The organism is Salinivibrio sp. MA351 (assembly GCF_001996065.1).
GTDB classification, from domain to species: Bacteria; Pseudomonadota; Gammaproteobacteria; order Enterobacterales; family Vibrionaceae; genus Salinivibrio; species Salinivibrio costicola.
Genome location: NZ_MUFG01000019.1, coordinates 65,243 through 92,012 on the forward strand (window position 1 = coordinate 65,243; position 26,770 = coordinate 92,012).

The window sequence follows — 26,770 nt, forward strand, 5'->3', positions numbered from 1 at the left end:
AACGCTAACGTGCGGCGTGTTGTAAAAATTCGAGTTGCATACGCTCTTGCTCGGACATTTGATAGGGTGTGTCCGATAATTGGTCAATGTCAAAGACGCCCAATGAATAGGTGTCTTTCGGAGTGATACCAAATTGTGCTCGTTCGCCGGGGGAGCCTGACATGCGTTCAATCACGATATTTTTTAGCTGCCACTGCTTATCGAAGCCGAGTAACGTTTGCTTAAACGCTTTTAATTCAACAGTGTGATCGCCTTCCTGAAGCCGTTTTTTGGTGGTGAGAAACGCAACGGGTTCGTCGTTTTGGGTGAACAGATTGGCGCGAAAACGATAGATTCCGCCCTTATCGACATTAAGTTGTAAAGGGATAATCATATCGGCATCACGACCAAAGACAGGGTTTATTTGCGCTAACTGGGCAATCGGCTGATATAGCCTAAAATCGGCAGTGAGCACATCATGCCCAGAATCAAAGTCTAGGATCGCCTTGAGACGTAACTCCATCGGCCAGCTTTCGTCTGGCTCAATCTGCCATGTGTCTCCCGACACGGTCTTTGTCTCAATCACCTGGTTGGTCCTGACATCAATAATCTCTAAGACGGTTTGATTAACAGGTAAAGAGGCAACCAATGACGCTTGTATCGGCTTGGGATAAAAATAGCGGTATTGACTTAATTTGAGCGCTGCTTTCTCGGTGCCATCAAGTATAGGAACGGGTGTACTGATATGCCGATTCCAGTGCAAATAAGGGCTTTGCGGCGAGGCGATGGGTATTGAATAAGGCGGATGTTGGATTTTTTCTGCATAATCCGATGCAATGTAGCTAAGCGAGTTTCGCATGCTAACCGGTACAATATCTGGCTCAGTGGGTTGGGTTTGTTGTACGAACGTTGTGACCTCTTCGTCTGTTGTTTGGCTCGATGATGACGCACTCTGTTCGTTGGTACGCACTATCGTGTTGGTCGCCAGCGCCATAGACGCTGGTTCTGGTGTATCAAGCCACAAATAGCCGGTAATGCCGATAGCACTTATCAGAGTGACTGCCAGGATCAGTCTTGTCATTGCAACCCCTAATTAACGTGTAACGAACAAACTATCATGAGTGAGAAAAGTGAAGAAATCCGACAAGCTGCTTCCTCACCATAAAAAAGCAGCTTTGCCGATTTTGTCACAGTGTGTTGTGCTTATTGCGGTAGGGCGTACACGATCTCTGACAATGTGTCACGGTCCGAATCACGGACATATCGATATTTTTTGCCAAACCAACCATCCTTATCAAAGGTTTCAACTGAGATGCGTGATTGATCGCCAAGCTTGAGCTCTGGATCGGTGGCGGTAACTTTACCTCGATGCGCTGACTTAAAGATCGTGAGGTGGCTGTATTTATTCCCCATTAGCAACGGGTAGTGCATGGGGATAAAGCGTCTCACTCCTTTATGGACATAATCTAACTTGCCATCGAACTCAATCGCGGTCGAACAGCTATCAAATGCATCGACATCGGCAGCGCCACATGCAGAATGCGCGGCAACCACACCGTCATCACTGCCTGGAATAAAGGAAGATGTCGCCCCCAAGAAGTCAGAGCCATTGCCAACAAAGCGAATACGAGGGACACGGTTGTCAGGCCAGTTCGATAGTTGGCGTGCGTTAGCGACTTTTAAATCGTTCAGAACGCCAATATTGTCTTTGTTCGGTAACTGACCCATCCAAAGCGATACCGCTTTTTTCATTGTGTGATTAAGCCAACCGCCTCCCTGTGCCACATTGACAGCAATGTCTGCCATTTCGACACCACCACCGGCACCGGCAAAATCGAAAGTCCCTACAATATTGAGCGGCTCAAGACCTGCGTTAATCAGCCAATTTTCTTGGTTATCTAACAGATAGCGTGCAACCAAATCGCCGGTAGAGTGGGTGACTAAAAGGCAGCCGGACAAACAGGTTTCTTGCTCTGAAAGGGTTTTTAGCGCAGGCCAAAGATAATCGGAGGCGATTTTTCCTTCAATACGCTCATTGGCCGGCCAATCTATACGTGCATCAGCGTACTGCAGCCAGTAATCTTGCCAATAGTTAGCGCCATCTTGCACGACTTGATCGTGATCGGGGCGGCTTTGTAGTTGATCAGGCTGAAAACCGTGAATCAGTACCACCTTATAGGGGCCGATTGCGGCGAAGGCTGAAGCGGAAAATATGGCCGCCAGCATGAGTAATGCGCGATATATATTTTTCATTATTGTAGCCAACTTGTTTTGAGTAAACACTCAGTATTATATAGCGGATTGTACAATAAGTGCCACAATGATAATTAGGTCAACAATCACAGAGTTAAACGCAACCGTATTGCATTATATAAAAAAGCGCCACCTAGGGTAGCGCTTGATAATATTATCGTTACTTAGTTACTTAGTTACTTAGTTACTTAGTTACTTAGTTGCTATTGAAAGTAAACACGAACGTCGGTTTGGCTCCGGCTGCCGTCGCCAGCGAGTAGCAAGTACAAACTTTGCTGGTTGCGTAAGTCGATCTCAATGTATTGATTGCTACCGGGTCTTTCAGAGGCTGCCTGATTTTGCGCTTGCGTTGGCCAATACTCTTCAGCCGCAAACACGTTCAAATCACCTGCATCACCGTCTGCCATGACCCACACTTGCGCTTTGGTTGCGCCTTCAGGCACATCGGCATACAGGTAACGGCGTTGATAGACGCTGATGCTATTGGGACTTGCGACGTTAAGCTGAGCCGGGCGCAAGTCATCGGTGCCAGCCGGTGTTTCAGGCTGTGGCTCTGGCGTTGGCTCGGGATCGACTTGGCCTTCCGCATTTACCGCGACAGTGACATCGGTAAAGTCCCCGCGTCCGGTGACACTTAAGGTATACCGGCCTGGCTCCACATCGTTCAGGGTCACGGTTTCATTACTGGTTTGGTTCCACTCGGTGGTGTCAAAGTCATAATAGTGCGCCTGGCGGTCTTTGGCGACGTAGAGATCAGCATTGCCTTGGCCCGCGATGCTAAAGGTAAGCGCAGTGGCGGCACGGTTCAGGTCGATCTGATAGAGATATTCACTGTATGCCTGCCCGCTAATGGTGACGGTTTGTCCCAGGGATAGGGTTGTAACGTCTGGGTGCTCAGGCTCAGGATCTGGATCTGGACGAGGAGGCTCGCCGCCCTCTGAACTATCCAGCGTCGTCAGCCATTGCGAAAATGCGGGGCCATACTGTGCACCATACTCTTTGACTAAGCTTGCCCATTGTTCAAATTGTCCAGTTCGTCCGGCTGCGAGCAACGCATCTACCGCTTCTGGGTGCTTTTCAAACAAGAAGCGTACGGCCAAATACCCCCAACGATACACACGATTAACATCATGTTGGTAGGTGGTAGCAAACACGTCACTGAGTGAATAACCGCCTTCTTTGCCCAAGTGAATTGCTTCGGCATAGTCATCGCCATGAGCCATGTATTCAGCAAAGCCTTCCAGCCACCACACGGTATGACCATGACGCAGCACGTCGTTGAAGTCGCCGTACATGTTAAAACGGCCATCAAGATAATGAACGTACTCGTGTTCGAGGTTCCAAATGGAGAGCGATTTACCCTCGTCATTGCGGTAGGCAATAAAGCGAGCTTGGTTGTCAGGGCTTGCTGGGTCGCCCTCTAAGTACTGGCCGCCGTTATCGGTCGAGTTACCAAACAAGAACGATGAATAGGTTTTGTAGTCCGACGAGTTATCAAATACCACCACTTCAACACTGTCGTTTAGATCATCAGCCACCGCTTGATAACCGGAGCGAACAGTTTGATGAAATGCGTTTTCTTTTTGATGCAAGCTTTCACAGGCTTGTTGAGACTGCGCTTGTGTCATGCTTTGTGAGCGGATCACGGCAGGACCATCACATTGAAAACGATAGGGAACGATTTTGGTGGCTAACGTCGATTTGGCATTGGTGAGGCCTAATTCTTGGATTTTATCAGGGGCAAACGCGTCGACCATTTCAACCAGTCCGACCCAAACGGCATCGTTGGCGCCACCCAGAGGAAAACGAGGCAGAAGATCACGGTAGTGGGTTAGAACCCGTGCACGGATACTTGGCTGAGGTGCCATGAGTAATCGGCCCATCTCGCGGACTGTATTCGACACCAATAAAGCACCGTTTTCAGTTTGTGATRACTGAGGGTTATCAATGACAAACTGGTAGAGACGATCGATCAAAGACAAGTCAGCTGCAAGCACATCGTAGAAGGCTTGACGCGATTGGTGACCTGCCATGGCGACAAATAGATTGTTCAGCGCGTTGACATAGCCACGCTCTTGTAAGCGCGCTTGATTCAGGTTTTCCAGCAGTCGCAGTTGTAGGTTAAAGGTTTGTGGTAATTGCTTAATGCTATCGGCCATCAACGTCAGGCCATGTAATGCATCGGTTTGCGCACGGCCATCTTCGGTTGCAAAAGGGGATTGTAGAAACTGGACGATGGTATGCGCCAATGCTTCGTCAAGCTTATCAGAATAATCAGCTTGGTCTGTGTCACCATAAAAGCGGACGTAATAAGCTGCGCGAATATATTCAGTGAGGTTGGCGATTTGGCGTGCTTGCGTTGCTTGACCTTGATATTGCGTGACGGTTTGCTCTAGTCGCTGAGCGACTTTGCGGACAAAGGCTTCTTGGTAAACGGAATCATAACGGCTTGATTGGGTATCGTACCAGCTTGTAAAGCAGCTGCGATCCGCATTCGCAATCACTTGGATAGGGCTAGCACTGGCTGCTAAATCGGCGACCTCGCATGACTCGCTAGCCCATGCACTGGTGCTACTTAGCGCGGCAAGCGCGATAAGTGCCGAAAGAGGCTTGGGACGGGAAGGAAATTCATAAGACATTTCAAGCTCCTAGTTTAATTTGGGCGGAGCTTTTATAACGATTTTCTCAATATTTTTGGCGAATTAAGCCCAAATATTAGGGCTTAGTTCCACTTTGTTTGTCTTATCAGCTACTTATTCATCATTACGTTTCTTTTTCACGCAGGTGCAACTTGGCAATACGTTTGGTCACGGTATAGACGCGCTTCAGCGATTCGGTCCACTCCATTTCAATACTAAACAGTTGAAGACGATTGGGGTTATGCTCGACCAAACGCTCTGCTTGATGAGCCAGTACTTTATCCAATAGCGCGTTAAGGGTACGTTTGGTGTTTAGTACCCGCTTAGCCCGTTGCGTATCCCCACGTCGAATCGCATTCACGCTATCAAGTAACGCATGCGTCACCTTATCTTGGATTTCATCAAGCGTTGATTGCATTTCAGGGCTGATGCTAATCTCCGCATGAAGTGATTTATCCATGATGGGAACTAAGGTGTCTTCAATCAGATCAGCAATGCTTTCGAGTTGGTCGGTCACACTGATCAGCATGATTTGACGATCACTTTGTACCTGTGAAAGTGGCTCTTTACGCAGTCGTCCTAAGTAAAACAAAATATGCCCGTGTAGAATATCTACTTGTTGTTCTAGAGTCTCTATTTTCCCCAGCGCCTCCATGGCAGCGCTTTGTTCTTGCTGCGCGGCCAATTTTGAGGTTAGAGGCGGTAGGGCATTCATCATGTTACAAACTCTACGCCCAACGCGACCTATCTCAAGCTGCGCCTGGTCCATAGCAATGTCTGGCGTCATCAATAGTTCTTTCGACAAGTATTTCGGTGCGACAATCGGCCGTTCGCTGATCGTTGGTTTAGGCGTTTTTGGTATGATTTTTTTCGCGAGCCAAACAAATCCTCCCACGAATGGCAGCATAATAAGCGTATTCACGACGTTAAATAACGTATTCGCATTCGCGATTTGGCGCGGGAGCTCAGCTCCTAATCGTTCAACGCCGGTTAAATTGGGGTGAATCGGCGAAAGCGCGACACTCCAATCACTGAGCGTACTGATCATTGGCAACCAAATGAATACGCCAATAATGTTAAAGAGAATATGAACACTGGCGGTTTGCTTGGCTTCGCGAGATTTGCCGATGGCGGCCAATAATGCGGTGACGCAGGTCCCGACGTTAGCCCCCATGGCAAGTGCGATCCCACTTTCCAACGAAATAAAGCCTTGTCCCGCTAATACGATCACAATCCCGGTGGTGGCCGACGAGGATTGTACTAATGCAGTAAACAAGGCTGCAAGCAAGATAGCAAGGAAGGGGTTTCGCATTTGGGCCATGGCATCAATAAATGGCTGATAGCCGCGCAGGGGTGACATCGCCTCACTCATCATATTCATCCCCGTAAAGATGAGACCCAAACCAAACAGCATCTTGCCGTATTGCTTGGTTTTATCGGCCTTGGCGGTAAATTGAATAAAAAAGCCAATAGCGACCATCAGATACGCGGCTTGGGTGATTTTAAAGGCCACAATCTGGGCCGTTACCGTGGTGCCAATATTGGCACCCATGATCACGCCTGTTGCTTGTGTCAGTGACATCAAACCTGCAGAAATAAAGCCGATTAATAGCACTGTGGTGACAGAAGAAGATTGGATGGTTGCGGTCACACCGGCTCCTGTGAATACCCCAGCCACCCGGTTAGTCGTTAGTCGCGCTAACAAGGATTTGAGCCGACTCCCTGCGGCATTTTTAAGTGCATTGGACATCTTATCCATGCCGTATAAAAACAGAGCAAGACCTCCGAGCAGCCCCATGAGCATGGTCGGGTAATGAATCGACGATGTGTTGACCTCAGCGGCCCAGACAGCGGTAGGGATGAGGAGAAGGAGCAGCGCGAGGTGATGCCAGCGTCCGATAGTGGGAAATACCTTTTTTTGCATCCAATCTATCCATAACTTAATTGTTACCAATAATCATTAACATAGATGTAATAAATCAGTAATGCGAGAGATAGGTACCATTATCGGCGAGAATCGCGCGGGGATCACAATACGTCATCGCTTCACTGGCAAGGGATGGGGCGCATGATCAGTAACAGACAAATGAAGCGGCTGGCATGATGCCAGCCGCCATGGAAACTAGCCTTGGCAACGACCTTGGTAGCGCCAAACCCATTGGTTGGACATAGGATCAATGCCCCAATTGTTTTGTGAGGCTTGGAAAAAGTGTCCTTGATACTGAACCTGTACGCCGGCCGAGTAATAATTGTATTGACTCCAGCTAGGCATATTGGCGCAGCGATTTTTTTCTACACCGCGGTCATTAACCCGGGCTAAGACATTCGTGGTGTAGTTACCATTACTGGTTACCGTGACATAAATGTCTTGGCCTTGAACTTGGCTAAAGCCACAATACTCATCGTTGCCCGAATTGGTTGAACGACAGTCATGATCATTCGCGCTTGCCGGGCGACCGACAGCGGCATATAAATCGACATCGCCTTGGCCGCGATAGGTTTGTAACCAAACCGTACCGCGTGGTGCGGATTGAACCACAAACTGCTGTGCGCTTCCCGCTGTACCTTGAATTTGCACGGGCTGCTCTAAGGTGAGCGGTTTTAGCTGCGGCTCGGGTTGTGGTTCAGGCTCAGGCTCTGGCGTCGGTGTGCCACCGCCACCTTGGCAGTTTTGCATCTCGATACCGACTTCTGCAAAGGCCTGACTCACTGCCCCCGCAGGGTAGTTAAGATCTTTAGCTGCTTCGCAAACCCCATTCGCACCTTGTTGGAAGCTCGCGTTAGGACGCCAGTAAAGTTGGTTAGCGGTCGCAAATGCGCGGAAGGCCTTTTTGATATTCCACTGATCGCTGGTGGCCAAATGATAAAAGGCTTTGTTGTAAATCCCCGAGCTTAAGTGAACATCAATGCCTTGATAGTAACGATCAACGTGACCAATAGAGCGACCGTCTTTACTGGGGTTAATGAAATAACGCATGGCTTCGCTATGCTTCATCACATCTTCACCCATTTTCCAGTTAAAGTCGCCGAATACATACTGGCCTAGCGCCGCGGCAGCGATATCTGAAAAGGCTTCATTCATGCCACCAGACATTCCGCGATACTCTAAGCCAGAATTTTGCTCGGTAAAACCATGACTGACTTCGTGTGCAATCACATCCCAAGTGGTAAGCGGGTACATGCTGCGATTTCCGTCACCAAATGTCATCTGGCGACCATCCCAAAACGCATTACCGTAGCCTTGACCATAGTGAACACGCATTGTGAGCTGCTGGCGAATAGGGCGAACACCTAACCAATCTTGATACATGTTGAAAACTTGCTGACCAAAGTACTGCGCATCATTCATCGGGGCATAGGCGCCGTTGACTTGGCGATAGGTATTTTGAGGGCAATTAAATTGATGAACTTGTCCGCCCCATTCACGGTTGTTCATATTAATGGTTTTCACGTCGGGGCTGTCCATTTGGCAGCGACTATTCACCTGGAATCCACCGAGCTGCGTGTTCGGACCAAAGTTAAACCGACCACTTTTTTGGTTCCCTCCTGGGCCACTCGCTTCTAGGTGAGCGATACCTTCCCAGCTATCTAAAACAGTGCCGGATTTCGCATCGATAATTTTAATCGGGCGTGACGGATGGCCATTATCGCTGGCTAAATAGTCGACTTTATACACCAGGCGCGCGGTTTGCTGCTCATCAAGCCAAATCAACAACTGTGTGTTCGCATCTGGTTGCTTAAATTGCCGCGCATTTGGGGTAGATTCGCCCTGTGCAATGGCAATAGCCTGTTGCTGATTCAACATGGGCAGCGTGCTGCCAATATCAGACTCAATACCGGTGACGACCTCGCCTTTTACATCCGGCGCAAAATTGCGCGCCGATGTGTTCTCAACCACCGAGTAACCATAAACAGGAATACCGTAATGAAGTTGTTGTTTGCGAACCAGAGATTGGTCACCAATGTTAAGGCGAGATTGCTCTTGGTAACTTAATGGAGAGCCATTCACCATGGCACTGCGAGATTGCTCAGGTGCGAGTGCTTCGCTCAAATCAATACTGGTCGCATCGACAATATTGGCGGCATAAGCGGGCAACGCAAGTGGAATAAATAAGGCAAGTAACGTTTTACGCATAATATCCTCGTTAGATAGGAAAGATCCTGGTTACTATCCACAGCCATTGCTAGAGTAAAATGTGATTGGGGTCATAGTGTCGATCCGGTTCAAAATCTGTCTAGAAAAATGGTACCTGGCTTCCATTTTTCTGTCGTTTTTGCAGCGACGCTGGATAACGTAATGAAAACAAAGGAGTGATGCTGTGTATCGCCGAGGATGGCTGGCTTTGATGTTGATAGGATGTTTATGGACCGTTCCGGCCGAGGCGAGCGATCAGGCGTGGCAATCGCCTGCTTATATCCTTGACGCTTTTTACCGAATAGCAATAAAAAGCGAATATATTGAAGGGGAGCAGGGCATCCGAAAGTGGCAAGCGCCGATTCGGTATCATATTGCCCATCCAATCAATAACAGTGAGCTACATGATAATTTAGTGGCGTACCATCTTAGTCATTTGCAATCAATCACTGGGGTAGCCTTTACCCCAACCGAAAGGCCTGAACGCGCCAATCTATCGATTGTATTTACTAATCATGCCCGTTTTTTAGACGATGCACGCAAACAGTTTGCGACGGACGATGTCTCGCCATTAGAGAACGCGATATGTGCTGGCAACATTAAAGTGGATAGACACGGGGTAATTCAGTATGCGGCGGTGGTGATCCCCGTCGATCTCGCCCGATCAAAAGGTAAGCTGGTGGCATGCGTGGTGGAAGAGTTGACGCAAGTTATGGGGTTACCCAATGACGATAACCGAGTTTACCCGTCTATTTTTAACGATCAGAGCTCGCGGCAGTTGCTGACTGGACTCGATAGCCTACTGTTGCAGCTGTTATATCTCGATGCCGTAAAACCAGGGCAAAACTGGGAAACCACCCAGGCAATTATTCGGCCCGTGATCACGAAGTGGGCGCAAGATGGCACCATTAATAACGCCCATCGAGCAGTAAAAACCGGAAAACTCTATCCGTTACTCGGATGGTAGCCTGGCCGAAGATGCCAACGTGTTGATGATTGGTCTGCCCGATAATAAAAATTGTTGAAAGTGATTTAGACATTTCGCCAACTTAGACGACACTTAAAGGGTGGACTGATAATGTCATAACGATTTGGGGAGGCGACATGGAGTCGATTACAGTCAAAGATTATATGAACAAACGACCGGTTACATTCTCGCAGGACATGCCGTTGTTTAGTGCGCTCGAAAAGTTACTTCGTAGCCAGCAAACGGGAGGACCAGTCATTGATGCTAATAAGCGTTTGGTGGGCTTTATATCCGAGCAAGATATGTTGCAGCAGTTGTTACGAGACAGCTACCACTGTCAAGACTCACACACCGTCTCAGATTGCATGACGCCCAACGCGTTAGCGGTGGAATCAGAAGACAGTATCATTAAACTGGCCGAAATGATGGCACCGACCAAACCTAAACTGTATCCGGTCGTCGATGAAGGTAAATTAGTTGGGATCATCACGCGTCGTGACATACTGCGCGCCATTGGGATGCAGATGGGCGAATGTTTAACCCACCCTGTGTGACCACAGTACGATACGCACGCACCCTACTGAGCCGTCAGTAGGGTGGTTGGATTGAGCATCCCCTCTCGTTTTCCGTCTGTTTTTTAATCAGCACACTCTGCTATTATCCTGCCTTTTAATATTGACATTTCAATAACTAAAGCGATGATCGTGATAGATCGTGCGATTTTTGATGCCAGATTTAAGGTTTTCTGCTATTGTGCTGCCCATTGGCAAGCTGGTGGCCTGCCGTGCGGATACAGAGGTTAGCCCCTGTCATGCAGTGAATACGATAAGCAGGATGCGGGAATATCGTGGGTGTGGAGGCCAGCATTGACTTTACGACAATATTAAATGAGGTAGAAACAAAGGTTAAATTGGACGATCAGGGAGGACGAGGTGAGAGAAACAAAGAGGTTATATGTATCAACTCAATTCAATTGGTGCACTAGAATCATTCTTGATTGCTATTGGTGTACTTTTTCTAGGCCATTTCGTTAATTCAAAAATTCCCGCATTACGCAAGTTTAATATTCCCGAACCTATTGTTGGGGGATTGATCATTGCTTGTGTGATTTCAGTTTTACATTATAACGGTATCAACTTTAAATTTGATCTACCGTTAAAAAACACCTTTATGCTAATGTTTTTTGCCACCGTTGGGTTGGCAGCCAATTATAAACAGTTAGTCAAAGGTGGGCTAAAAGTTTTCTGGTTTTTAGCGATCGCGTCTGTCTATATTATCATTCAAAATGCGATTGGCRTCAGTTTTGCCTCGCTCCTAGGCCTTGATCCGTTAATGGGCTTAGTCGCCGGTTCAATTACGCTATCAGGTGGCCATGGTACTGGCGCAGCCTGGGCACAAATATTAACGGATGAATATGGGATTCAAAGCACGCTTGAGATCGCAATGGCCTCAGCCACACTCGGCCTCGTTATTGGCGGGGTTATTGGTAGTCCTGTTGCTCAGCGTTTGATTAATAAACACCAACTCGAATCTGAGTATGGACGTGGGACAACAACGCACGAAAAATATCCTGAATTAGTCACATATAATGAAAACGAAGAAGATAAAGTCACTGCTAAAAAAGTGATTGAAGTCTTGTTTATTTTGTTATTGTGTATTACAGGTGCAAGTCATTTATCTGAATGGGTTAGTCAGTTCAACATTCAGTGGCTTATGATCCCTGACTTTGTTTATGCGTTATTCTTGGGTGTGATCATCACCAATACGTTAGAGCTGTTTAATTTACGTAAGCTTGAATCAGAAACGGTTGATATGGTGGGGACGGTCTCTCTGTCTCTATTCTTGGCGATGGCTTTAATGACGCTGAAGTTATGGAATATTCTCGACTTAGCCGTGCCCTTTCTGATTATTCTGGCGATTCAATCGGTAGTGATTGGGTTGTTTAGCTATTATGTTACCTTTAAACTAATGGGAAGCGATTATACCAGTGCGGTCATTGCTGGTGGGCACTGTGGTTTTGGCTTGGGGGCGACACCGACGGCAGTCATGAACATGGGCTCGATCGTTAACCGCTTTGGGCCAGCGCCTCAAGCCTTTATGATCGTTCCTATTGTCGGTGCGTTCTTTATCGACATCGTGAATCTCATTATTCTGCAAGGATATATTTTTGTGATTCAGTAACCCATTGCGGGTACGTTGCGATAATTAAAATTAACGCCCAGCCATTCAACGGCTGGGTGTTTTTATAGTGATACATCCGTCCTTGACTCTGGAGTGGGCTCCAACCCTTATACTGTCCGTAAATGATAAACACAACGACCAACAAAGGAGTCGATTATGTGTAAACACTGCGGACACCACCATTGTCACCAACCCCATCACCAAACCGTTTCTCAGTCCACAGAGGCGGTGACAAACACATGTCAAGAAACAAGTTGCTGTTCGAGTCATCAAGATGGCGAGGGCAATGCAGGTGACGACGATCCTGACAGGCATCGCTTTTCCTCTTCTGTGACCCATGAATGGGCGGTGACGGGAATGGACTGTCCAAGCTGTGCCGCCAAACTAGAGAAAGCGATTCACGCCACACCGGGTGTTGAAAGTGCGACAGTACTGTTTGCGACTGAAAAGTTACGGGTGTCTCTCTCCCACAATGCACCCGCTGATACGCTTGCGGCGATTCAGTACGCGGCAAAAAAAGTGGGCTTTCCACTGCTGGCATTAAATCAACCCGCGATAGAGCCTTCTGGCTGGCAAAAGTGGCGCGATGATGCACTACTGTTTGGATTGATTGGCAGCATGCTCATCGCCTGGGGCCTGCATTATTGGTTTCCCTCACTGTCAGACTGGTTATTTACCGGCGCCACCGTGGTCGGATTAACGCCTATCTTACTCAAAGCGGGCAGGCTGGCACGTCAGGGATCCCCGTTTTCCATTGAAACACTGATGAGTATTGCCGCACTCGGTGCTCTCTACCTAGGAGAAACGACGGAAGCGGCCATGGTGTTGGTACTGTTTCTCATTGGCGAACGGCTGGAAGGCTATGCCTCGACGCGTGCCCGTGACGGTATTCAATCATTAATGGCACTAGTGCCAGAAACTGTGACGCGAGTGGGCAAAAACGGTGAACGTGAAGCCGTTGCGGCGAGCACATTAACGCCCGGTGATGTGATTGAAATTAGCGCCGGTGACCGTTTGCCGGCGGATGGCAAGTTGATGGAAATGGCGGCGAGTTTTGATCAAAGTGCCCTGACGGGAGAGTCGATTCCGGTCGATATTGAAGCGGGCGACACCGTGATGGCAGGCAGTTTAGCCACCGATAAAACGGTGACACTGACGGTGACTTCTGCCCAAGGTGAAAACGCCATTGACCGAATCCTGCATTTGATTGAGCAAGCCGAGTCAAAAAAAGCACCGATTGAACGCTTTATCGATAGATTCAGTCGTTGGTATACCCCGACGATGATTGGCGTAGCCGTGTTAGTGGTTGTCGTTCCACCCCTCTTTTTTGCTGCCAGTTGGCAAGAGTGGTTATACCGTGGCCTAGCACTATTATTGATTGCATGCCCCTGTGCGCTGGTGATTTCCACACCAGCGGCTATCACCTCGGGCTTGGCCACGGCAGCACGTCGAGGCGCGTTAATTAAAGGGGGAGCGGCGCTAGAAAGCTTGGCAGGTATCAACGCGGTATCCTTTGATAAAACGGGCACACTGACAGAAGGTAAGCCCATGGTCACGGATGTTTGCGTGTGGCAAGGCGATGAAACCACGCTGTTGCAACTGGCGACAGCGATCGAACGCGGTAGTCATCATCCATTGGCTAAATCACTCGTGCTCTACAGCACGGAACGCGGTCTTTCTATCCCCGACGCGACAGGGCTTCAAGCCAATGCAGGCCGAGGCGTAGAAGGGACAGTCGACGGCCAGCTTGTTCGGATGGTTGCGCTCGACAAACTCTCGGACGCCACGCTCGAGCATGCGCAGTATCAACAGGCCAGTCAGATCGCGGCACGCGGAGTCACCGTTGCGGTAGTGATGGTCGATGAGCGCCCTTATGGCATGATTGGCTGGCGCGATAAATTGCGCGAGGATGCACGTGAGGCGATTGAGCAGATCCGCGCGATGGGGATCCATCCTGTGATGCTGACAGGGGATAACCCGACAGCCGCTGCTGAAATTGCCGACGAGTTAGGGATTGATTATCGTGCTGGACTATTACCTGAAGACAAGGTTGCGGCGGTTGAAGCGTTCGCGAGTCAGTATCGGATCGCCATGATTGGCGATGGCATTAATGACGCTCCTGCAATGAAAGCCGCTCAGTTGGGGGTCGCGATGGGCAGTGGGACGGATGTTGCGCTTGAAACCGCCGAAGCAGCATTGAGCCATAATCGTTTAATTGAGCTGCCTCGCGTTCTTCAGCTCGCGCGCGCGACGCAAGCCAATGTGCGGCAAAACATCACGATTGCGCTAGGACTAAAAGGGGTGTTTTTGGTCACCAGTGTGTTAGGGATCACCGGTTTATGGGTGGCTGTACTGGCAGACAGTGGGGCGACAGCGTTGGTGACACTGAATGCATTACGCCTGTTGCGTGATTAGGACCAAAAATGAGGACACCTTCTGTCTGCTTTTACCTTTATAAAGTGATATTGATCTCTAAATTCTGAAAGTTGTAAGAGATTATCGTGCAATATGTCGATTATGGTCACATAAAAAGGAGCAGATTTGGGTATCCTAAATACATAATCAATAACGAGTTCAGGCCTACCTCGGTAGGCCTTACATTATTTTAAATGCTGATGATAGCATCCAGCGAGGAGACTGATTATGTCTGATACCCCTGTATTCCACCTTGGCGTCACAAAAGCCGATCTACAAGGCGCAACCACTGCCATCATTCCTGGTGATCCTGCTCGCGTTGAAAAAATCGCGAACTTGATGGAAAACCCAACGTTTCTCGCCTCACAGCGTGAATATACCTTGTACCTCGGTTGGCTAGATGGCAAATCCGTGGTGGTTTGCTCAACCGGCATTGGTGGACCGTCAACGTCTATTGCGGTAGAAGAATTGGCGCAATTGGGCGTGAATACCTTCTTGCGTGTTGGTACTACAGGCGCTATCCAGCCTGACATTAACGTCGGTGATATGATCGTGACCACCGGCTCTGTGCGTCTTGACGGTGCCAGTACTCACTTTGCACCGATGGAATTCCCAGCGGTGCCTGACTTTGATGTTGCGACCGCGATGAAAGCCGCCGTTGATGAAGAGGGTGCTACCGTACATACAGGGGTGACCGCATCAAGTGATACCTTCTACCCAGGCCAAGAGCGTTATGACACCTTTAGCGGTCGCGTTGTGCGTCGTTTCCAAGGCTCAATGCAAGAATGGCAAGAGATGGGTGTGTTGAACTTTGAGATGGAATCGGCCACTTTGCTGACCATGTGTGCCAGCTCAGGCTTACGTGCTGGTTGTGTCGCGGGTGTGATTATCAACCGTACGCAAAAAGAAATCCCAGATCACGCGACCTTAAAAGAAACGGAAGCACGTTCGATCAAAGTGGTGGTGGAAGCGGCCCGTAAGCTACTATAAGCTAGCGCGATATCAGCTAACGCGATATCGTTATCCTTGAACGCGGTGCCCTGATGAGCACCGCGTTTTTTATTGCCGACAAGGTTGTCGAACGTGTCGTATCGCCTTGCGTAAGCGATTAACTTGTTCTTACTTCGATAGTACCGCCAGCCGCAATAAACCAATCGTAAAGATGGGTGCGTAAGTTGGCCAGCTGGTCAGGGCCGATCAAAGCTAAACCCAGATCTGTACCCCGTGTAATATCGTGATGACGTAATGGTCTAAAGCTGACCAGCATCGCACGTGCTTGCAAGCCACCCAGTAAATCGCGCAAAGACTCTAATTTATACAGGGTGTCATCACCGTCGCTAGACATGCCCTTTGTCTTGCACTCAATGATATGAAGCTTATTGTTAACCACCATGGCGACATCCAACTCATTGCGGACTTCTCGCTCGCCAATTTGGCGGTAAACCTGCATAGAAAGCGCACTGTCTTGGATGGTCGGTAATTCTTTTTGGATAGAAGTGACCGTGTGGTGCACGTAGCTTTCCAGCCATTCTCCGTTGGCAAAACGTCGGGCTTCCTCACAGCTAAAAGTGAGCACACCATTTTCGTAGCGCGCTAATCCCGCATCCGATAAATCGTCGAGCAGCATCCCAAGTTCGCGATAGCCTTGCTGTTTTTCACTCAATGCAACATCCAGGCACTGTTCTTTTCGGCAAGTGGTCGCTAAGTAATTTAAAGTGGCTAAGCCTGGGCCTAATTCATAAGCATTGCTCGCCCATTTTTCTCCTAACCGATAAATATCATTGGTAAGACAGCCGGTTTCCTCTTCATCGTGATCTGCGCAACGGGCACCAAAAATCGTCATGTACTCGGTCAAACTAATATGATCTTCGACCTGTTGCTGTGGAAGACCGTCGGGATAGAGCCAGCACAATTCGTCGCTGTAGGGCTCAATCACATAACAGGGCCATTGATAGGTTCTAAACACTTCGTAAGCAGACAATAATTGGTGGCGTAGGCCACAGCTCGCATTAAAAAGAATGTCTTCAGAAGATTGGGTGAGCTGTTCGGCAAGACGCTTTACTTGGCTTTTGACTTCTCGGATATTGATATCATCCGAGATTTCAAAAAACTCCGTTTCAATGCCTTTCGGGGCTAACACACGAGTGAGTCGCTCAAACTCGAGATCTTGTTCAAGCGTACCAATCAATACCAACTTACTGACAGGCAATTGTTGATGTAAAACCGGGGTAACGAGTCGGACTGGATCCGAATCAATGATTCCTACATGAATAGCCATAAATGCTCCAGGCGGGCTATGCGGCGACAACAAGCCGCTAAATGATAAGTATAGTTGCCAGACTCAACAGATGACATGGATCTAATATCCGTCTTCAACGTCAGGCTTTCAACCGTAGATCGCGTAAATAAGTGTAATTTGACAGAGTGCTGACCTTGAGGCGTCAGTGTCAGTGTTTTAACCGCAAGCCCAGCCAACGACGGCTCGATAGCTGGGCACGTGCGTGTGAGGAGGCGCTAAGTCCGGCTTTGTTTGAGTGCTTGCTGACGCAATGTCGCAGTGAGCATATTTAACTCAGGGATCATACGCTGAATTAATGTTAACTGTTGCAGCACCATGCTTAACGGTGTGTTATCGACCCTATCATGAGCGGCGACGTTAGGCTCTGGGGTGTCGTGATATACAACGTCTGGGTGAGTGTCTGCCGGGTCGCCGGAGAGGGTTTTATCACCGGTTGATGCCACTTGAGTGGGTTGCTCGGTCGGCAGCTCGCGCCGGAGTCGTTCGGTTAACGCATTGAGTGATTGGTGAATGTCACGATGCAGTTGCGCCACTTTCTGATGATTAACCTCATCGTCCATGCGACGGCGGTGAGCGCCAAGCGCAGAAATATAGCTCAACATCGCATTGTTCAAACACAAAAACCGGAACGTCTCTTCAATGTTGGTGCGATAGCGTCCTGGCTCGACCAACATGTTACTGATGGCGGTGGTGAGCTCGGCATCGGCATTGTGTGCATGGCGACGTGCGATTCGGTAGGCGAGATTATCGCGTTTACCGACACGATATTGTGCGATCACATGGGCAAGGTAATCACGATTTGCTTGTAACGCCTCGGTCATGATCCCACGCAATCGGTGCGCTTGCCAATCGGGGAGCACGTAACGAACGGCGGCGACAGCAATCAGGCAGCCGATCACGGTATCTCCCAGCCGTGGCAAGATAACCGCAAAGCCCTGACCAAATTGGCTAAAGCACATGAGTACCAGCAGGGTGATAAACAGGGTCGCGAGCGTATACTGCACGGTACGAAAAGCGAAAAAGAGTACCCCCGTGATCACCATTAACGCTAACTGGCTGCTCGGATCGGGGAACAAATACAAAGCGGGCACACCTAATAGCAACCCACCTACGGTCCCTAGGATCCGTTCTTTGAGTTTGTTTCGCGTCGCCGAGTAGTTCGTCTGACAAACGAATTGAATCGTCATTAAGATCCAAAACCCATGTTCAAGCGATAGCCCTTGAATCACCCCGTAGCCGGCGAGTAGTGACAAAGAGAGTCGCACCGCATGGCGAAAACGTAGCGATTTGAGTGTCATCTGACGACGGATCCGATACACCATTTCGCCCAGAGAGCGCGCATCAGGGTCGGCCAGTTCACTTTCTTGTGTGCCATCATTGGCAGCTAAATTACTAAGGCTCGCCAACTGCTCCTCAACGGTCTCTAGGTTTTTATAGAGAAAATCGAGCTGATGAAGTAAGGCCATGCGCGAGGCATCTTGGGTTTGTTCAGCCAATAAATACTGCATCGATTGCTGGATGGCCAGTAACGCTTGCTGACCCGCTTTTGGGTGCTGGTAGCGCGCCCCGATCGATAACGCTTGTGCAACATCGCGACAGGCGCTGGCCTGGGCATTGAGCAAGGCCTCAAAGCGAAACAAGATATCAGAATGGAAAAACTGCGCGGCAAGATCTTGATAACGATAGTGCGAAGAGCTGACACGTTCATGGATATCTTGGGCAATAAAATAGGTTTGCAGCAACGCTTGATGCCGTTTAGTCAATCGCCCCCGTCGTGCACGGGCCAGCAAAGATGCCTTGGCTTGGTTTAGTGCGGCGACGACTTGGGCATTTCGGTTCGCGGCGGCGATGCGGGTCGGCTGGGGGACCAATTCTGTCACAGGGTGAAATAGGTTCGATTTGGTTTCCATATAGGTCGCGGTTTGGCGAAATACCGCCGCGAGCCGATGCTGTACCGGACGATGAGGCCAGATGACAATCCATATCAGCGACAAAAGGCCATACCAGACGGCCCCTGATAGCAACATCATCGGTTGTAACCACATATCACTGCCTTGCTCCATGCCTAGCATGGTATAGACCGCCAACAGTAACGACGCAAACGCAATGGTGCCGTAGCGTTCACCAATGGCCCCTAACATGATAAAACCAAAACTCGACACGGTGAGGCCGATAGCAAATAACCATGGCGTGTCATATAAGAGCTCGACGGAAAACGCCGCCACAGTAAAACAGACCAAGGTGACACCAAGTGCGCGTACTCGGCCCCAAAAATGATCGTCCACTTCTGCCAGTGCCGAGGCGATGACGCCAAGGACGAGCGGGGTGACAATATCGGTACGTCCAGCATAACTGGCATACAAGGCAACGCCCATCAGCGCAATCAGCACACGAAGGCTGTCATTAATCCGGTGATTGGCCCAATACTCACGCAACGTGAGTGGCACGGTGGGAAAACGTGGCAGAGAAAAAGACATAAATAAACGTTATCGGCCAACAATGCTGGCAAGATACCAGAAACGGCCCGAGAAACTAACCCTGAATGCGTCTTTAAGCACCGCTTTTATCGTTTGGTTGCGGTAGGTCAATTCCTTAAGAGAATCGACGCTGAGAACAGGCTTTGTGGGCGAGTGAATTGATTTCTAGGGTGGTGAGCAGTAGCATGCCAAGCATCTTTTAAAGGCCGCGCCTATCCCTCATTGGCTGACTAACGTATTGATATGAAACTCTCTGCAAATCGCTGGGCACAATGGCTTGTTTATGGCGATCATTATAGTTTACAGCTAGAAAATGATGGCTTACTGCTCGAATCTCGCCACCATCGTCAATATATTCCCTTTTCTGCCTGGGATGGACAGCTCACCATTTCGCGTGGGCTACTCTGGGGAACCATCTCGTTGACTGGCTTCACAGAGCAAGGAGATGCTTATCCATTTGATGTGTTTGGCCTGCCTTGGCGACGTGCTAAACAGGCCGGTAAAGCCATTCACGCGCGTTATCAAGCCTATATCGCACGCTATCAAAAACAGTTAGCGCTCATTCGACCGAGCTTGCTGGCTGACTATGAGGCGCTAGTGAACGCGCCAGGATACGTTCGCATGGCGCAATTACGCACTGCCCAGCAAACGTTATTGGATACGCTAGAAAGCGAGGGGATCCCAGCGGCTTTCCTTTCCCAGTTAGATGAAGGTGTCGCCACCATGTTGACGCCGGTGTTGCAAGGCGATATCCATTGGCTGAAAACCCGTAATCAGCAATGGTATGCGGCGATGCTCAACCAGTGGCAAACCTGGTTTGATCAGATTGAATCGTCACCACTGAATCCGGCGCAGCGTGAGGCTGTGCTTACCGATGAATCTCATACCTTGGTGGTGGCGGGGCCCGGTAGCGGCAAAACCAGCGTATTGGTGGCACGCGCTGCCTACTTAATTGAAAGTGGGCAAGCCAAGCCTGAGCAGCTTTTATTGCTTGCCTTTGGCCGTGATGCCGCGACTGAGCTTAAAACTCGGATCAAGACCAAAACCGGCCATGAGGTGAATGTCACCACTTTTCATGGCTTTGCCCGCCAGCAACTTGCCGAGCACCAAGGGCAGGCCCCTATCATTTCCTCGCTGGCCAGTGATGAGACCGCCAAAGCCGCCTGGCTGACTCAAGCACTCGCCGAGCAGTGGCAGCAGCCCAACACACATAAAGCATGGGAAAAACTGCATCAGCAGCACGCACTGCCGATTGATGATCAGGCCGAGCTCAGCGCGTGTGCCCATGAAAGTCGGTTGCACAGCTGGGTTTGGTCGCGTCTCTCCCGGGTGATCCAAGCCAATACCACCAAGCGTGCGCTGACCGATAAACTGGCAAGTTTTGAGGAGCAGATCGGGTTAAAAAACGAACTGGCGGTGATTTGGCCGTTGTATCAAGCTTATAAACAAGCACTAAAAGCGGAGAACGCCGTTGATTTTGATGGATTGATCGCAAAAGCGACCAAGTTGTTCCAACAGCGAAAATTCGCCACGCCCATCCAGTTTGTGATGGTCGATGAATACCAAGACATTTCGCCGGCACGATTGGCGATGCTCGAGGCCTTGTGTCACGGCAAAACGGACAGTGAAATCTTAACGCCACGCGCCTCCTTATATGCCGTCGGGGATGATTGGCAAGCCATTTATCGTTTTGCCGGTGCCGATGTCAGTTTAACCACGGATTTTGCTCAGCGCTTTGGAGACAGTGAAATTTGCTGGCTGACCACCTGTTATCGCTATCCAGCAGCGTTGGGGGATATTGCGCAGCAGTTTATTTGCCAAAACCCCAAACAGCTCACTAAGCAATTAGATTACGCGCGCGACAAAGCATCGGCGAAAACGCCCAAAGCGATTAAAGTGATCACTGACGATAAGTTAGAAAAGACACTGGCAAGCCTTGCCAAAAAGCACGCCAAAACGACGCAACCCGTGACTGTGATGCTGATTGGTCGCACCCACTCTCGATGCCCTAACGATCTAGAAACTTGGCAGAAAACGTATCCCTCACTGGCCCTTCGCTATACCACCGCGCATGCCAGCAAGGGGCAAGAAGCCCACTATGTGTTTATTCTCGGCATGGATGAGGGAGTGTTTCCGGCCAAGCAACGCTCGCTGTCACTCGATGTGGCCTTATTAGGGAAAAATGAAGAGCCAATTGAACACGCGGAAGAACGGCGATTATGTTATGTCGCCCTGACGCGCGCACAAAAACAAGTGTGGCTAGTACATCAAAAAGGCCATGCCTCGCCGTTTGTGGAGGAACTGAAAGGAAACCTTTGAGGCGGTCTCCCACACTGTTAGCCATAGACGGCGTTAGTTATCGACAGACAGTGTGGGGAAAAAGATCACAAACGCTCGTCTAAGTACGCTTGATAATCAGGAATTTGGATATCGACATCCTGCCCGAATAGCGGCGACGTGATCATAAAGCGGGCGGTTGAGCGGTTGGTGGCAATCGGAATATTCCATACGGAACCGACGCGCAGCAGCGCTTTAACATCTGGATCGTGTGGGACCGCATTGAGGGGATCCCAGAAGAAAATCATCACATCGATTTTTTGTTCAGAAATCATCGCCCCGAGTTGCTGATCCCCGCCCATTGGGCCGCTCATCAAAGGTGTTATTTTTAGCCCTGTTTCTCTTGCAAGGATGTGGCCCGTGGTGCCGGTGGCATAAAGCGCGTGCTGGCTCAGTATTTCTTTATTTTCTTTTACCCAGTCGCTCAAGGCATCTTTATAGTGATCATGTGCCACTAACGCGACGTGTTTGCGTGCAAGCATGGTGCGAGACGTTTGTTTCATAATCGATTCCATCTAAAACAAGGCGGTTAACGCCAAACTGCGAATGAACAGTGTATTGAAGCCTACGCCAATCTTGCATCGAATTATAGCGTACACCTGACAAACGCCGAACATAGGCTGTTAGAGTTATCACATTATCAATAAAAACTCTCCAAGCACATGAAATGAAGTCTGTTTTTACAGCCAGTTGTTAATCAAGCACGCAAAAGTGGCGCGACAGTCCATCGAAGTGACAACAAAAAGGCTACAGTTAACTAACTAGGCAAGGGAAACGCCTCGTTATACAGGAGAGTTTATGAGCAAGGAGTACGCGTATGTGGGTGACACTGGATTTTGAAGCATCCGGTTTGTCGTTAATGTCTTACCCGATTGAGGTAGGATACGTATTGCCAAATGGCGATAGTCATAGTTTTTTAATTGATCCCTCCACCGCCAGTGGCCATTGGCATCACTGGGACCACGAAGCTGAATCCCGTATTCATGGTATCTCGCAAAAGACATTAGCCACAGAAGGCACCAGTGTATTGGCAGTATGCCAGCACCTTAACCAAACGCTCGCACCGTTTGAGCATGTATTGTGCGACAGCCAGTGGGACCTATTTTGGATGGGGCGGCTTTATAAAGCCTGCTATATGCGTCCTTCATTTACGTTAATGGAGGTAAACCAGTGGCTAAAAAAGCACAGTGATCTCGACCGACGTGATTTTAGTCGCGAAATGAAAGCATTGGGACCCGCCCCCCATCGTGCCGTCGAAGATGCATTACAAATTCGTCGTGCCCTTGAGAGCCTGTTAAAATAGTCGGCTTTTCAGCGCACGAGTAGGCTATCATGACAGCACCATCAACCCTGAGGTTTGCGCAATTTAACCTGTCTTTGGCAGGGCGCAAGGCTGGCGACATTAAATCGCAGATGCAGGCACCAACGCCGAGTCGGCAAATTAAAAACCTCGCGGCCACCTTACAGCGCGTGCGACCTGATGTGGTGGTGCTGTGTGAATTTGATCACCCAGGCGATGGTGGCGATGATGGTGCACTGGCCGCATTTTGTGAGCGCCACTTAGCTAAATCGCAAGACGGCGACCCCCCGATTGATTATCCGTATCGCTATTTGCCTGCCACCAACACGGGTTTAAAACTCACGGTGCCGGTCAGCGCGCATCCACGTTTAACGGATGCTCAGCAGTGTCATGGCTTTGGCGACTATCATGGTCAGTTTGGCTTTGTGATCATATCGCGTTACCCCATTGAAGACACCGCGATTTGCACTTGGCAACACTTTGCGTGGCATCAGCTGCCTCACCATCAAATTCCGTCTGACTACTACACCGAAGCGGCGAAAAAAAAGCTACGTTTAGCTTCGAAAAACCTGGTCTCTGTGCCGATCAGTATCGGAGAGCAGCAGATACGCTTGGTAGCGTGTCACCCCACGCCGCCGGTGTTTGATGGGCCTGAAAAGCGTAATTGGCGGCGCAACAGTGATGAAATTCACCAACTAATTGGCCTTTTGGATAACGCGGATTGGCTGGTGGACGACAAGGGCGTCCACGGCGGGCTTTCTTCCGAGATACCTTTTGTGGTGATTGGCGATTTAAATGCGGACCCGAGCTACGGCGATGGGGATAAACAAGCCATTGGTGCCTTGCTTAACCATCCGCGTGTGCACCCTGATGTCGCCACTGGTGCGCAGGTGCCAAAAAGTGAGGCGGCCCAGTCTCACGCGTTTCGCTTTATCGATGGCAAAGGGCGGTCAATCGCTACCCATAACGGCGGGCTGCGCCTCGATTATGTCTTGCCTTCGCGAGAGCTGGCGGTGTTAGTCTCCGGCGTATTTTGGCCTGCCCCTGATGATGCCGACTACCCACTGATTTGTGATAAAAACGGCCAAGAACACGCGCGTGCCCACTCAGATCACCGCCTTGTTTGGGTCGATGTGGCGCTCAATTAGCGAGGCTGCGAGTCCAGCGCTACGCCTTCACGTTGACACGCGACTTCAGCGAGCCGTTTAGCTTGTTCGTCCGGTTTTAAAAAACAGCAAGTTGAGCAATAGCTGTGATCATCGACAGTAAAGATCCGGCAACAGCCGCCGCGCAAACGGAAGCTATGGGTTTGCAGCACGGTTTGGGTGTCGTTCGGATCGTAGACGGTGACATCGTGAAAACCACTGCGCTTGCTATAAAGCGGGGTGCCGCGTTGATGGACGATCGACAGCGCGGCTTCACGCGCGGCCTGCTCACAATCGCGATGCTTCCCTACCATTAAGAAAGCAATACAGATTGAATCCGCGATCACTTTCCATAGTGGCCCCTCACGCATACCACTTTGCTCGGCAATCGCATCGACGATGGGCGAAAAGTGATGCAATAAAGCACCATGCAAAATCGCTCGCCAGTCCTGGTGATCTTGCCGTCTCCATCCCTCAAGGGCGCTGAGATAAAAATGCGGCTTGTGATAAACAAGCTCTTGGCCATTGGGTTTAGTGACGCGGGTAGGTTCGTATTTCACCTTCCAATTATCCAAGTCCAGTGATGGTATCTGCCCGCCTTGTAGCCAGCTTGCCAGCACCGGCAGCAGAAACTCATACGCATAAGCCCCGATAAAAAGGGTACCTTGGGCACGGCTATCCGCATCGCCATAGGTGGCGTTCACTGCAGAAAAACAATGCGCCAGCCCTTGCGCGGTGGTGAGCTGCTTACGGAGCGAAACGCCTTTCACCGCATCAGGCACCATAGATAAGCCCAGGGCTGGCGGAAAAGAGGGCAGTGTCACTGTGGCGGGTAATGGTAATGCATCAACGGTAGGGTTAGCTGCGCTCATCAACACTCCTTTGAGTTGGCGCCTAAAAAGAAGAATTTACCACGTGATATAACCAATTGTAAGAGTGATTCGTATTTGGTTTAAGAGTGTAGCTTGGCGAGAAAAATGTAGCTTGGCGAGAAAAAATGTAGCCTGGCGAGAAAAGATGATCGGTGCAGCGGATCCGACTGCACCGATATAAGGGGTATGCGCCTATCCCGGCTGGACCTGATAGCGCCCAGGCTTGTGATTCATCGCCAGCACGAGGTTAGTGGTAATCGCCGCGGCGACAGATAAGGCAATTAGCCATGGTTCAACGACCATCAGTGACAACACCACAATCGAGCAATCTAGCGCCATTTGCACTTTCCCGGCGCGGATGCCGAATCGTTGCTGTAAGAACAGCGCTAGGGTGTTAAACCCGCCCAAACTGCATTGATGCCGAAACATCACCAGCATGCCCATACCAATGAGGCCACCGCCAATCAAAGCGGCATAGACGGGATGAATACTTTGAATGGTGAGCACGTGATGTAAGTGATCAGCACAGAAAGACACAATGCTGACGGCGACCAAGGTACTTAAGGTGAAGCGTTTACCCATTTGGGTGTAAGCGAGCCAATAGAAAGGTAGGTTGATCACGAAGAAAAGCTCACCAAAACTAAAGTCGGTGACACGTTGTAAAAAGAGTGCCAGCCCAGCGGTACCGCCGGTGAGTAGGCCTACTTGGTTGAAAAAGAAGATGCCAAGTGACACCAGACTACTACCAATGAGTAGCGCCAATGCGTTTTCACGCTTGGAATGATTTCTATCCATACTTGCGTTCTATCCCTATAAAAACGACCGCTACACAATACGCTGCTTTTCAATGAGGTCGAGTCAAACATCCGTTTGATAACAAGTGAATAACAAATCAATGCGTACATTATCATTTACGTTGTGGGCGAGATCACGACAAAAATACGGCGCTACAGACCAAAGTCTAATCTACATTGTCTACAATCTTATTATATTCTGGCTGTATTAAAGTTTTTAGGCGGTATTTATGTCTTTATTGTCGACAAATGACCAGGCTCTCGACCAACACACGCAATCGACTCCGGCTGAGTCACGTGAGCCCACCAAGTCAGCCAGCCTGACCGAGCAGCTTATCGAGGCGATAGTGAGCGGCACCTATCCAGCAGGCACCAAGGTATCGGAAGCGGGATTAGCCGCCGCGTTTGGCGTCAGCCGAGGTCCACTGCGCGAGGCGATGATGCGGGTCGAAGCCTTAGGACTGGTAGAGCGGGTGCCTCATGTGGGCGCGAGAGTGGTGACGCTGACACATCGCCAATTAGCCGAGATCTACGCAGTGCGAGAAGCCTTAGAGGGCATGGCGGCAAGACTGGCGTGCGCGCACATCACCGATGCCGAGATCGATCAGTTAAGTGAGGTGCTCGCCACCCACCATGCCTATATCGAGCGGGTGGAGGGGGCGGCCTACTTTCATCAACAAGGCGACTTTGATTTTCATTATTGCATCATCAAAGCCAGCCATAACCAGAAACTGATCAACCTGTTATGTGGTGAGTTATACCACTTGCTGCGTATGTACCGCTTTCAATCGCCCCGGGCGCATTCTCGCCCCCAGCAAGCGCTGCAAGAGCACATGCAAATTTTGGCGGCAATTCGCGAGCGCGATGCCGAGCTGGCGGAAATGCTGATGCGTCGTCACATTCAGCGCAGCCGCCAACTGATTGAACAGCGAATAGCAGATTGAATAGCAAATAGCAGATTGAATAGTCACTGACGA

Annotated in this window: 19 protein-coding genes; 9 read left to right on the forward strand and 10 right to left on the reverse strand. The window is 49.7% G+C overall.

Annotated elements, in window-relative coordinates:
* Window positions 1-4 precede the first annotated feature (4 nt).
* The 5 genes from BZG78_RS10935 to BZG78_RS10955 form a co-directional block, all read right to left on the reverse strand.
* Window positions 5-1,060: a hypothetical protein gene (locus BZG78_RS10935; protein WP_077661218.1), complete on the reverse strand. Its 1,056-nt coding sequence runs from the start codon at window positions 1,058-1,060 to the stop codon at window positions 5-7.
* 122 nt (window positions 1,061-1,182) lie between these two features.
* Window positions 1,183-2,232 carry a hypothetical protein gene (locus tag BZG78_RS10940; protein ID WP_077661219.1) on the reverse strand — a complete coding sequence of 350 codons (1,050 nt, stop codon included), beginning with the start codon at window positions 2,230-2,232 and terminating at the stop codon, window positions 1,183-1,185.
* A 203-nt stretch (window positions 2,233-2,435) separates the two neighbouring features.
* Window positions 2,436-4,871: a M9 family metallopeptidase gene (locus tag BZG78_RS10945; protein WP_077661220.1), complete on the reverse strand. Its 2,436-nt coding sequence runs from the start codon at window positions 4,869-4,871 to the stop codon at window positions 2,436-2,438.
* Between the two features lie 124 nt (window positions 4,872-4,995).
* A complete protein-coding gene (locus BZG78_RS10950; protein ID WP_242413014.1) occupies window positions 4,996-6,795 on the reverse strand; it encodes a Na/Pi cotransporter family protein in 1,800 nt (599 codons plus the stop codon).
* A 198-nt stretch (window positions 6,796-6,993) separates the two neighbouring features.
* Window positions 6,994-9,006: a M4 family metallopeptidase gene (locus BZG78_RS10955; protein WP_077661221.1), complete on the reverse strand. Its 2,013-nt coding sequence runs from the start codon at window positions 9,004-9,006 to the stop codon at window positions 6,994-6,996.
* A 184-nt stretch (window positions 9,007-9,190) separates the two neighbouring features.
* On the opposite strand from BZG78_RS10955, the gene BZG78_RS10960 reads away from it, so the two are divergent.
* The 5 genes from BZG78_RS10960 (at window position 9,191) to udp (ending at window position 15,559) form a co-directional block, all read left to right on the forward strand.
* A complete protein-coding gene (locus BZG78_RS10960) occupies window positions 9,191-9,973 on the forward strand; it encodes a DUF2927 domain-containing protein (protein ID WP_077661222.1) in 783 nt (260 codons plus the stop codon).
* A 137-nt stretch (window positions 9,974-10,110) separates the two neighbouring features.
* Window positions 10,111-10,527: a CBS domain-containing protein gene (locus BZG78_RS10965; protein ID WP_077661223.1), complete on the forward strand. Its 417-nt coding sequence runs from the start codon at window positions 10,111-10,113 to the stop codon at window positions 10,525-10,527.
* A gap of 400 nt (window positions 10,528-10,927) precedes the next feature.
* A complete protein-coding gene (gltS, locus tag BZG78_RS10970) occupies window positions 10,928-12,154 on the forward strand; it encodes a sodium/glutamate symporter (RefSeq protein WP_077661224.1) in 1,227 nt (408 codons plus the stop codon).
* A gap of 156 nt (window positions 12,155-12,310) precedes the next feature.
* Entirely contained in the window at window positions 12,311-14,569 is a 2,259-nt protein-coding gene (locus BZG78_RS10975; RefSeq protein WP_077661225.1) for a zinc/cadmium/mercury/lead-transporting ATPase, read from the forward strand.
* 228 nt (window positions 14,570-14,797) lie between these two features.
* Window positions 14,798-15,559 carry a uridine phosphorylase gene (udp, locus tag BZG78_RS10980; RefSeq protein WP_077661226.1) on the forward strand — a complete coding sequence of 254 codons (762 nt, stop codon included), beginning with the start codon at window positions 14,798-14,800 and terminating at the stop codon, window positions 15,557-15,559.
* 118 nt (window positions 15,560-15,677) lie between these two features.
* On the opposite strand, the gene BZG78_RS10985 is transcribed toward udp, so the two are convergent.
* Both BZG78_RS10985 and yccS read right to left on the reverse strand, forming a co-directional pair.
* The gene (locus tag BZG78_RS10985) at window positions 15,678-16,847 is read right to left on the reverse strand and encodes a DUF1887 family CARF protein (protein ID WP_077461079.1); all 1,170 of its coding nucleotides are present in this window, start codon (window positions 16,845-16,847) and stop codon (window positions 15,678-15,680) included.
* Between the two features lie 236 nt (window positions 16,848-17,083).
* The gene (gene yccS, locus BZG78_RS10990; protein ID WP_077661227.1) at window positions 17,084-19,345 is read right to left on the reverse strand and encodes a YccS family putative transporter; all 2,262 of its coding nucleotides are present in this window, start codon (window positions 19,343-19,345) and stop codon (window positions 17,084-17,086) included.
* Between the two features lie 243 nt (window positions 19,346-19,588).
* Here yccS and helD point away from each other — a divergent pair, with 243 nt between their 5' ends.
* Window positions 19,589-21,664 (forward strand): DNA helicase IV, encoded by a 2,076-nt coding sequence (gene helD / locus BZG78_RS10995; RefSeq protein ID WP_077661228.1) that lies wholly within the window; start codon window positions 19,589-19,591, stop codon window positions 21,662-21,664.
* Between the two features lie 65 nt (window positions 21,665-21,729).
* Here helD and BZG78_RS11000 read toward each other — a convergent pair whose 3' ends face one another.
* The gene (locus BZG78_RS11000) at window positions 21,730-22,185 is read right to left on the reverse strand and encodes a methylglyoxal synthase (RefSeq protein ID WP_025744664.1); all 456 of its coding nucleotides are present in this window, start codon (window positions 22,183-22,185) and stop codon (window positions 21,730-21,732) included.
* Window positions 22,186-22,499: 314 nt separating this feature from the next.
* Here BZG78_RS11000 and BZG78_RS11005 point away from each other — a divergent pair, with 314 nt between their 5' ends.
* Both BZG78_RS11005 and BZG78_RS11010 read left to right on the forward strand, forming a co-directional pair.
* Window positions 22,500-22,985, forward strand: coding sequence for a hypothetical protein (locus tag BZG78_RS11005; RefSeq protein WP_077661229.1), 486 nt, complete (start codon window positions 22,500-22,502; stop codon window positions 22,983-22,985).
* Between the two features lie 29 nt (window positions 22,986-23,014).
* On the forward strand, window positions 23,015-24,130 hold the full coding sequence (locus BZG78_RS11010) for an endonuclease/exonuclease/phosphatase family protein (RefSeq protein WP_108743381.1): 1,116 nt from the start codon (window positions 23,015-23,017) through the stop codon (window positions 24,128-24,130).
* Here the strand turns inward: BZG78_RS11010 and BZG78_RS11015 are convergent.
* Complete coding sequence (locus BZG78_RS11015) at window positions 24,127-24,999, reverse strand: (2Fe-2S)-binding protein (protein WP_077661230.1); 873 nt, start codon at window positions 24,997-24,999, stop codon at window positions 24,127-24,129. The genes BZG78_RS11010 and BZG78_RS11015 overlap by 4 nt on opposite strands.
* 192 nt (window positions 25,000-25,191) lie before the next feature.
* The gene (locus tag BZG78_RS11020; RefSeq protein ID WP_077461083.1) at window positions 25,192-25,794 is read right to left on the reverse strand and encodes a YitT family protein; all 603 of its coding nucleotides are present in this window, start codon (window positions 25,792-25,794) and stop codon (window positions 25,192-25,194) included.
* Between the two features lie 229 nt (window positions 25,795-26,023).
* Here BZG78_RS11020 and BZG78_RS11025 point away from each other — a divergent pair, with 229 nt between their 5' ends.
* Window positions 26,024-26,737 (forward strand): GntR family transcriptional regulator, encoded by a 714-nt coding sequence (locus BZG78_RS11025; protein WP_077661231.1) that lies wholly within the window; start codon window positions 26,024-26,026, stop codon window positions 26,735-26,737.
* Window positions 26,738-26,770: the final 33 nt, after the last annotated feature.